7 protein-coding genes are annotated in these 10,596 nt (G+C 47.1%); all 7 read left to right on the top strand.

Annotated elements, in window-relative coordinates:
• The first annotated feature begins 240 nt into the window (after positions 1–240).
• The 7 genes from KW93_RS06525 (at position 241) to gltB (ending at position 10,566) form a co-directional block, all read left to right on the top strand.
• The gene (locus KW93_RS06525; RefSeq protein WP_033542184.1) at positions 241–927 is read left to right on the top strand and encodes a universal stress protein; all 687 of its coding nucleotides are present in this window, start codon (positions 241–243) and stop codon (positions 925–927) included.
• 71 nt (positions 928–998) lie between these two features.
• Complete coding sequence (locus KW93_RS06520; RefSeq protein ID WP_033542183.1) at positions 999–1,643, top strand: pentapeptide repeat-containing protein; 645 nt, start codon at positions 999–1,001, stop codon at positions 1,641–1,643.
• Positions 1,644–1,977: 334 nt separating this feature from the next.
• A complete protein-coding gene (locus KW93_RS06515; RefSeq protein ID WP_033542182.1) occupies positions 1,978–2,334 on the top strand; it encodes a helix-turn-helix domain-containing protein in 357 nt (118 codons plus the stop codon).
• A 115-nt stretch (positions 2,335–2,449) separates the two neighbouring features.
• Positions 2,450–3,235 (top strand): SDR family oxidoreductase, encoded by a 786-nt coding sequence (locus KW93_RS06510; protein WP_033542181.1) that lies wholly within the window; start codon positions 2,450–2,452, stop codon positions 3,233–3,235.
• 12 nt (positions 3,236–3,247) lie between these two features.
• The gene (locus KW93_RS06505; RefSeq protein WP_033542180.1) at positions 3,248–3,730 is read left to right on the top strand and encodes a DUF4334 domain-containing protein; all 483 of its coding nucleotides are present in this window, start codon (positions 3,248–3,250) and stop codon (positions 3,728–3,730) included.
• Positions 3,731–3,947: 217 nt separating this feature from the next.
• On the top strand, positions 3,948–5,720 hold the full coding sequence (gene recQ / locus KW93_RS06500) for a DNA helicase RecQ (RefSeq protein ID WP_033542179.1): 1,773 nt from the start codon (positions 3,948–3,950) through the stop codon (positions 5,718–5,720).
• Positions 5,721–5,979: 259 nt separating this feature from the next.
• Positions 5,980–10,566, top strand: a complete 4,587-nt coding sequence (gene gltB, locus KW93_RS06495) for a glutamate synthase large subunit (protein ID WP_033542178.1) — start codon at positions 5,980–5,982, stop codon at positions 10,564–10,566.
• The last annotated feature ends 30 nt before the right edge of the window (positions 10,567–10,596 follow it).

Here is a 10,596-nt window from a genome sequence, read left to right as displayed (position 1 = left end):
TGAAAAATCGCCGGGGTTTATTATGGCAATAAAAAATGGAGCACTTAAAATAAGTGCATACTTAATAGATTATAAAGGTTTTAGTGTTTTTTATCACTCATTAGTCATATGTGAAAAAAAGATATAATGAAGCAAAATCGATTTAGATTTTCCTGAGCTTGATTTTAACATTCGTTAGCAGTATAATTTCATAGTTTTGAAGTGCCGGCTTGTGAAAAATCCCTGAAGAGGTGAAATGAAATGAAAACTGTCAAAGGACGCATGGACGAAAGTATCCTGGTATGTGTATTTTACGGCCCAAATGGTGAACGCCTCATCAAAAGGGGACATAAATTAGCCAGTATGCTGGATTGTCCATTATATATTCTAACTGTAGACCCACTGCCTTTGGACGATTTTGATGCGGAAAAATCTTCTTACATCGAACGATGGGAAGAGTTGGCCGATGAACTCGATGCCGATGAATTCATCATCCGGGACAGCGAGAAGCGCCCTTCTCCGAAAGTTATTTCAGAAGTCGCCAAAGAATTGAATATTACACAAATTGTCATCGGCCAGACTGCGCGCAGCCGCTGGGAAGAAATTACGAAAGGCTCTTTCCTGAATATGCTGCTCCGTGAAATTCCTTTTGCGGACTTCCATGTCGTTTCCGTCGCCCGAAATATCGGTGCTGAAGATGAAGAGTTCGAAACTGGAGTGCGCTGCTATCTTGTGAGAGAAAACGGCGATTATAAAATCAGTTTTGCCCAAAGGAAAGATTGTCAGGTAGAAGGCATCTTCTTTAAGGAAATCGGCACTGATTTTAATAACGGTGTATTTAAATTCATGAAAGACAATAAGATCTATCAGCTCGAAGTGACGGATGACCTCATTTTAAAGCCGGAAGTGGTTGATGAGTGCGTCGGCAGCGAGACAGTAAATAAATAACAGAACGAAATGACAGAAGCGGCTGCCCTTATTGCGGGGCAGCCGCTTTCTTTACACAGGAAGGTGAGCCCATGAAGAAGAAACAAAGACAGATTCCGATTATACAGGAACAATTGCCCGAAAAAACTTTTCTTGAAGGACTGGATGATGGCTGCCTCAGCCGCTGCCGGATCAGTCAGGAGACGATCGGTCATGAGCCGGAAGGTGCGCTGCATTTCGATGGAGTGATTTTTGAAAATGTGAATTTCCAGGAGATCGTATGGCCGCGCAGTGAATTCGTGGATGTGTTGTTCATTAATTGTGACTTGTCCAACGCCGACTTCAGCCGCTGCGTCTTCCACCGGACGGAGTTCCGCAACTCCAAACTGATGGGCGTCAATTTCACGGAAGCCGGCGTGCGGCACACATTGTTTTCCGATTGTTTACTCAATTATGCAGCATTTGGATTTTCGCTGTCCACTTTCACGCGTTTTGAAAATTCGTCGCTGCGGCAGGCCGATTTTTATGAATCGGAATTGAAAGATACGGAATTCGTCTCCTGTGATATGGAAGAAATCAGTTTTTCGGAGACGGACATGAACGGAATCGACCTCAGCACGAACCGCTTTGAGGCCATTCAGGTAACAATTGAAAAAATGTCGGGCTGCACCGTTTCGCCAAATCAGGCGCTGGCTTTTGCAAGGCAGATGGGAATGCGTATAAATGATGGTCAATAAATAGGGGGACAGAAAAAACAATGGCAGGCGCCATTGTTTTTCAATTTTTTTATAAATGGATATATTAAACATTTATTGTGAGTATCTGTAAAACAGCATATTTGTATTATTTTTTATTAATATAATTGTTTTCTAATGAAAAAAGACTAGTTATTTTTCATTAAATCGCATCTTTAGGCACGGGTAATGAAGTTTTATCAAGAATTCGAGATTTCTTTTGTTCACGAAATATTCAAAAATATTTAAAAACATTATACAAAGATATTGTAAAAAAATTGATAGTGCAGTATATTTTAAATAGTTAGAATTTTAATAAAGAAGGAGCTATTGTGAAATGGAGGAGCTAAGCAGTAAGATCAAACAATTGCGGGAAGAAAAAGGTTTATCGCCTGAAAAACTTGCGGAAGAAATCGGTTTTGCGAAAAGTACGGTATGGGCCTACGAAAGTGGTAAAAAACAAGTTTCTGTCAGCCACTTGACGCGCTTAGCGGATTATTTCGAAGTCACAGTAGATAATTTACTGAACAGGGAAGAGCGGACGATCGATCTTGATCTGCAGAACTTGACGAACATCATGGATTATAACTTATTGCTTGACAATAAACCGTTGAACCCGGACGAAATAGCTGAAGCTGCATCATACATCAAAGTGAAGCGGCGCATGGGCAGCTATGGCATCGTAAATTCATAACAGCCGATTTCGGCAATATCTGCTCATCCCTCTGTCTGGGATGGGTTTTTTAGTTTAAGCCGTTTTCTAAAGGGAAGATATCCAATAAACAAAAGAAAATTTTGGAGGGGCTATTATGGCTAAAACAATTTTTATTACTGGGGCAGGCAGCGGATTGGCAAAAGGAACCGCCATCGGTCTGGCGAAGAAAGGGCATCGCGTCATAGCGCCGGTGGAAACTGCGCCGCAAGTCACCGCGTTGATGGAAGCGGCGGAAGCGGAAGGCGTGCAACTGGAAATCTTTAAGATGGATATAAAAAATCCGCAGGATCTTGCTCAAATGATTAGTTATGATTTTGATATCTTTGTCGCCAATGCTGCAGTGAATGAAGGAGGAGCTCTGGCGGAAGTGCCAATGATGAACTTCCGCGAACTCTTTGAAGTAAATGTTTTCAGCACACTTGAAACGGCACAGATTGCAGCGCGTAAATTTGTGGAGAAAAGGAAAGGCAAAATCATTTTCATCTCGTCGATGGCCGGTCTTACTTCAACGCCGTACGTCGGACCTTATACTGCAACAAAACATGCTGTGGAAGCGATTGCCAAAACGATGAGAAAAGAGCTAGAAGGATTCGGCGTTCAAGTGGCTACGATCAATCCCGGAGCATTCGCCACAGGATTTAATGATCGTAGTGCAGAAGCCAAGTGGAAATGGTACGACGAAAAAATACATTTCACCAAAAAGGAGGATATGGAGGAATCCGATCAGGCTTTGGAAGATCAATTCGATCCCCAGGATATGATCGCTAAAATGATAGAAGTGATTCCACAGGACCATCATAAATTCCGTACCGTATATCCCCCGGAAACCGAACAGCAGATGAAAGAGGAAGAAGCGCTGCATTGGGATCTTGAAATCTGAAGGAGTGATGGTATGGACGCCCGCAATGAATTCCGGACAATCCTTGAGAAAGGCGGAACGGATACGCATACCGCCTGCCGTCTGTTTGATGAACTCGAAGAAGTGGTGCTGGAGGAGCTTTTAGGTACGTGGCAGGGAATGGAATTTTATACCGGTCATCCGCTTGATGGCGTTCTGAAAAAATTGAACTGGTACGGAAAAGCTTTTCATGATGCGGAAAATGTTGACCCGCTGTTATTTGAAAGTCCGGGTGGCGAAATCTTCCCCGCAGACCCGGCGCCGGTGATGGATGGGCGCAAACTGGTGAAGGCTGCCGGAGGAAAAGCCCGGATGCGCATGGTGCTTCACCGCGGAAAAATCAGTGCAGCGATGATTTATGACAACTTGCCGATCTTTGATCATTTCCGCAAGGTGGAAGATGGCCTGCTGCTCGGAATGATGGACGAAAAAACCGCAGCAGCCCCTTATTTTTTCGTATTGAAGAAGAGACAGTAAGGCGCCGGAGGCTGAAGCTTTCGGCGTTTCTTTGTCCAGACTCCGACGGCCCATCTCTTCGGGTCATAAGCCAGTCCACGCTCACAAGTGAATTTATAAAAACCTCTGTGCTCCATTAGCGCTTCGCGCTTCGCCGCTTTTCCAGTTCCGGGAAAAGTAAAAAGAAGCGAAATATGATAAGCTAAGCAATACGAAACGAGTTATAGGAGTGTTTGTATTGTTGGAAAAAGCAAGAGAATTATTGCAGACCTATTTTGGTTATGGAACATTCCGCACAGGCCAGGAACAAGCGATTTCACAGGTTTTTGGTGGCCATAATTCGATTTGTGTCATGCCTACAGGCGGCGGGAAATCGATGTGCTACCAAATTCCTGCAATGGTGATGGAAGGTACGACAATTGTTGTTTCGCCGTTGATTTCATTGATGAAAGACCAAGTGGATTCACTTTTGGCAGCTGGCATTCCAGCAGCTTATATAAACAGTTCGATGGATTTCGACGAAGTCCGTGAAACACTTTACGACGTCCAGCGCGGAGCTGTGAAATTATTATATATTGCACCGGAACGTCTGGATTCTGAAATGTTCCTGAATGAATTGCAGGGAGTCCATGTCCCACTGATTGCAGTCGATGAAGCACATTGTATTTCGCAATGGGGCCACGACTTCCGTCCGAGCTACCGGTTGATCAGCCGTATGATGGAACTGTTTCCGAATAACCCGACTGTGCTGGCGCTTACCGCAACTGCAACGCCGCAGGTACGTGAAGATATCTGCCGCATCCTTAATATAGAAGAACGCCATACGATCATGACCGGTTTCGAACGGGCAAATCTGACGTTTTCCGTCATCCGCGGCCAGGACCGCGAAAAATATCTTAAAGAATATGTCCAGAAAAATGACAAAGAAGCGGGAATCATTTACGCGGCTACCCGCAAAACCGTCGATTCGGTTTATGAGATGCTGCTGAAAAAAGGCATCAGGGCGGCGAAATATCATGCTGGTATGCCGGACGACCAGCGGAGAGCAGGCCAGGAACAATTCCTGAACGATGAAGTCACTGTCATGGTGGCGACCAATGCTTTTGGAATGGGGATTGACAAAAGCAACATCCGTTATGTCATCCATTATCAGCTGCCGAAGAATATGGAAAGCTATTACCAGGAAGCGGGACGTGCCGGTCGGGACGGCCTGCCGAGTGAATGCATCGTGCTTTACGCTTCGCAGGATGTGCAGACACAGCGTTTCCTGATCGACCAGGCGCAGGACCCAAGCCGGATTCCCGGAGAACTGGTCAAATTGCAGGGCATGGTCGATTATTGCCATACCGAAAATTGCCTGCAGCAATTCATCATTCATTATTTTGGCGACCATGCAGCCGATGAATGCGGCCATTGCGGAAATTGTGTCGACGACCGGGAAAGCCTGGATGTCACAAAAGACGTTCAGATGGTCCTGTCATGCGTCATCCGCATGGGACAGAAATTCGGCAAGATGATGACGGCTCAGGTCTTAACGGGCTCCCGCAATAAAAAAATCCTGGATTTCGGTTTTGATAAACTATCGACGTATGGAATCCTGAAACATCACAGCGCCAAAGAAGTATCCAATTTGATCGAATTCATGATTTCCCAGGAACTGCTGGCGGTCGAACAGGGATCATTTCCAACCATCTACGTTCCGGACGGCGGCAGAGATGTGCTGCTCGGTAAACGCCAGGTTCTCCGCAAAGGAGCCGTGGTCACCAGGCAAATCGCCGATAACGATCCGCTCTTTGAGGAACTTCGCAGAATCCGGAAAGAATTGGCAGACGAGGGCGGCGTGCCTCCATTCGTCATTTTTTCCGATAAATCGCTGCATGATATGTGCGCGAGAAGACCAAAGACACCTGAAGAATTTCTTGAGGTCAACGGAGTCGGTGCCAATAAACTTGAAAAATACGGAGAGCCTTTCCTGACAGCTATCCGTACATTTGAACCTGTAAATAATTGAAAGCTTCTGTCTTCGGACAGGAGCTTTTTTAATTTGTCTTTATTACTATTCTTAAAGCTATCCCGCGATAAAGTTATCATTTTATTTCTGCATAAGGACTGTCTGTTTTTAATACAAATACGAAGAAAAAAGATTCTTGGTGAAAGCGCTTGCAAAAAAAATACATTATTAAAAATAAATCCAATTTTATATTTATTCAAGTTTTATGATATACTATCAAAATATTATGACACTTCACTGTGTTAGAGGGGAGAAGAATATGAGCAAAAAAGAATATCCAAAGGCACAGGGGCTTTATGATCCTGAGCAGGAGCATGAAGCCTGTGGAATAGGAATGATAGCAAATATAAATGGTGAAAAATCGCATTCGATTGTGCAGAATGCCGTCAATATCTTATGCAACCTCGAACACCGGGGAGGACAGTCATCCGATACGAGTACGGGCGATGGGGCTGGGATTCTGACACAGATTCCACACCGCTTTTTTCTGAAACAATGTGAAAAAGAAGGGATCAACCTGCCGGCAGAAGGAAGATATGGCGTCGGAATGGTGTTCATGCCGCAGGATTACGACATCCGCGTGAAGGCGAAAGAGATCATTCAACGAATTGTTGATGAGGAAGGGCAGCAAACTCTGGGCTGGCGGCCGGTTCCGATCAACGATTCGTTTGTCGGCAAAGTGGCGTCAAAGTCAAAACCCGTCATCAGGCAGGTATTCATCGAAGCGGCTGCGGAACTGGAAACCCGCATAGATCTTGAAAGACGGCTGTACATCATCCGCAGAAGAATCGAACAGGAAATGGGTACAGATCCTGAATTCAAAGATGTTTATTTCAGCAGCTTATCAGCTGGCACCATCGTCTATAAAGGCATGCTCATCCCCGAACAACTGGATTCGTTTTACATCGATCTCAATCACCCCGAGTTCAAATCGGCTCTGGCACTGGTCCACTCCCGTTTCAGCACCAATACCTTTCCAAGCTGGCAGCGGTCGCATCCAAACCGCTATTCCATACATAATGGAGAGTTCAATACACTTCGCGGAAATGTCAACTGGATGCGCGCGCGCCAGGCGCTTTGCACTTCCCCTTATTTCAATGAAGAAGATCTGAATAAAATATTGCCGGTCATCGATGAGAGCGGGAGTGATTCATCAATGTTCGACAATTGTTTTGAATTCCTTCATTTGTCGGGGCGTTCGCTCGCCCATACGGCAATGATGATGGTGCCGGAACCGTGGGTCAATGATCCGACCATCAAAAAAGAGAAAAAGGATTTCTACGAATACCACAGCACACTGATGGAACCGTGGGACGGGCCGGCAGCGCTGGTCTTTACAGATGGCCGGCAGATTGCCGCCTGCCTAGACCGCAACGGCCTGCGTCCAGCCCGTTATTATGTGACCAAAAGCGGCATGATCGTTTTGGGGTCGGAAGTGGGCGCGCTGGATATCTTCTCGGACGATATCATCTATAAGGACCGCCTCCGTCCAGGCAAAATGCTGCTGGTCGATCTTGAAGAAGGAAAAATTATACCGGATGAAGAGATAAAAATGCAAATTGCGGCGGAACTGCCATATAAAGACTGGCTCCAAAACAATCTGCTGGATCTGGAAGACCTGCCGGAACCGGTGAATCCGGTAAATCATGACGTTACGGAATCGTTGGTTAAACAGCAATTGGCATTCGGCTATACAATGGAAGAAGTCCAAAAAATCATCAAGCCATTGGCGACCGAAGGCAAAGATCCGGTCGGTTCGATGGGGTATGATTCGCCGCTGGCTGTGTTATCAAAAAAGCCGCAGCTTCTCTATAACTACTTTAAGCAATTATTTGCCCAGGTGACGAATCCGCCAATTGACGCCATACGTGAACAAATCATCACAGCAGCGCGGACGACTATTGGCGCAGAAGGGAATCTGGTGCAGCCGGCACCTGAAAGCAGTCGGCACATCCGGTTGGAAACTCCGCTTTTGACGAACAGCCAATTGGAGAAGTTACGCGGAAATCAGCTGCCTGAATTCAAAGCAGTGACGCTGTCGATTCTTTTCCCTGCCGCAGCAGGTGCAGAGGCAATGGAAAATCGCCTGGAAGATTTATTTGCGGAAGCGGTCCAGGCTTATAAAAATGGAGCTGCTCTCATTATTCTTTCAGACAGAGGAACAGACAAGGAGCATGCGGCGATTCCTGCTTTATTGGCTGTATCGGGTCTGCATCATCATTTGATACGCGAGAATATACGCACGAAAATGAGTATTTTGCTGGAATCCGGTGAACCGCGGGAAGTGCATCATTTTGCGGCGCTTCTTGGTTACGGGGCAGAAGGCATTAACCCTTATCTGGCATTTGACACGATCCGCCAGTTGATCGAAACAAAGGAAATAGAAGGAAAAGATTATCGGGAAAGTGAAACCGGCTATATAAAGGCAGTTACGGATGGCATCATCAAAGTGCTGTCTAAAATGGGCATTTCAACGATCCAGAGTTACCGGGGAGCCCAGATTTTCGAAGCAGTCGGCATCCGCTCCGATGTCATCGACAGGTATTTCACCCGGACTTCGTCGCGGCTTGGCGGTATCGGTCTTGATGTGATTGCCATAGAAACCCTTATGCGCCATGCCAAAGCCTACCCTGAACGTGAAGGCGGCGACGGCGAACTGGAATCGGGAGATGATTATCAATACCGTGAAAACGGCGAAGACCATCAATACAATCCGAAGACGATCCACACGCTGCAGCAGGCCTGCAGAATGAACGATTATGATGTATTCAAAAAATATTCGGCCCTTCTTACCGATGAAAAAGCGAATCTTCAGTCCCTGCGCGGTTTGCTGAAGTTTAAGGAACGGGTTCCGGTGCCGATCAAAGAAGTGGAAAGCGTCGAAGAAATTTGTGCCCGCTTTAAAACAGGAGCGATGTCGTACGGTTCGATCAGCAAAGAAGCGCATGAAGCGCTGGCAGTCGCCATGAATAAAATCGGGGGCCGCAGCAATTCAGGTGAAGGCGGAGAGGAAATTTCACGCTTCATACCGGATGAAGACGGCACTAACCGCAGAAGCGCGATCAAACAAGTGGCTTCCGGCCGTTTTGGCGTAACAAGCCATTATCTTGTCAACGCCGACGAAATTCAGATCAAAGTGGCGCAAGGGGCAAAACCGGGTGAAGGGGGTCACCTGCCAGGCAAGAAAGTTTATCCGTGGATTGCAGAAGTCCGCGGATCGACGACGGGCGTTGAACTCATCTCACCTCCGCCGCATCACGACATCTATTCAATAGAAGATTTAGCGGAATTGATCTTTAATCTGAAAAATGCCAATCCGTTTGCGCGCATCAGCGTCAAACTTGTTTCAGCGGTCGGCGTCGGAACGATTGCGGCGGGGGTCGCCAAAGGACGCGCGGATCTCGTGCTGATCAGCGGCTATGACGGCGGCACGGGCGCTGCGCCGAAAACCAGTTTAAAACATACGGGTCTGCCATGGGAAATCGGGTTGGCGGAAACACATCAGACACTTCTTCTGAATGGATTGCGCGACCGGATCGTTGTGGAGACAGACGGCAAAATGATGACGGGACGCGATGTCGTCATGGCAGCCCTGCTTGGAGCAGAAGAATACGGATTTTCCACGGCACCGCTCGTTGTGCTGGGATGTGTCATGATGCGAGTTTGCCATATGGACACTTGTCCGGTCGGCATTGCCACGCAAAATCCTGAATTGCGGAAAAAATATGGCGGAGATCCTGAACACGTTGTCAACTTCATGCGCTTTATTGCACAGGAAGCACGCGAAACGATGGCACAGCTCGGCTTCCGTACGATCAATGAAATGATCGGCAGAACGGATGTGCTTGAAGTGAACGAAGCAGTCGATCACTGGAAAGCGAAAGGCATCGATTTCTCGGCGCTCCTGTATCAGCCGGGACTCCCTGAAAAAGTTGGACGTTTTGCGACCATGAAACAAGATCACGGATTATTGCAGACGCTCGATTACCAGGAACTGCTCCCGCGCTGCAGCAATGCGATCAAAACCGGAGAGCGGGTTGAAGTGACGACTGCCATCCGCAATATCCACCGTGCGACGGGAACCATCACCGGCAGTGCGATTTCAAGGCATTACGGAGCGGAAGGATTGCCGGAAGACACGATCAAACTGAATTTCCAGGGGTCGGCCGGCCAGAGCTTTGGTGCATTCATCCCGCGCGGAATGACGATGACGTTAATCGGGGATTCCAATGATTTCGTCGGAAAAGGATTGTCTGGCGGAAAAATCATTGTGAAGCCGGCAGCGGATTCCACTTTCATACCGGAGAAGAACATCATCATCGGCAATGTGTCCTTCTACGGCGCATCTGCTGGTGAAGCGTATATTCACGGAGTGGCGGGTGAACGGTTTGCCGTGCGCAACAGCGGAGCCAATATTGTGGTTGAAGGCGCGGGTGACCATGGGTGTGAATATATGACGGGCGGCCGTGTCGTCATTCTTGGACCCACCGGTAAAAACTTCGCAGCCGGCATGTCGGGAGGCATCGCTTACGTATTGGATGAAAATGAAAACTTCAGCGAGCACTGCAACGCGGATATGGTTTATTTACAGCCGCTGGCAGAACCGCAGGAAATTGAAGGTCTGCGTCAGATGATCGAAAGGCACCATGGTTATACGGGAAGTTCCAATGCAAAACGGATCCTGGACCATTGGGAAATTTACTCTGCCAAATTTGTACGGGTCATCCCTAAAGCGTATTTGCAGATCAACGACCGCATTACCAGGCTGCAGGGCAGTGGCATGACCAAATTCGACGCGGAAATGGCGGCCTTTGAAGAAAGCAAAGTGAGCGAAGGCGTAAAGTAGAAAGTCGGTCTGAAAGTAGAATCAAGGAGG

The sequence above is a fragment of the Planococcus sp. CAU13 genome (assembly GCF_000775575.1).
GTDB lineage: Bacteria > Bacillota > Bacilli > Bacillales_A > Planococcaceae > Planococcus.
This window is presented reverse-complemented; position numbering and strand designations above follow the sequence as displayed.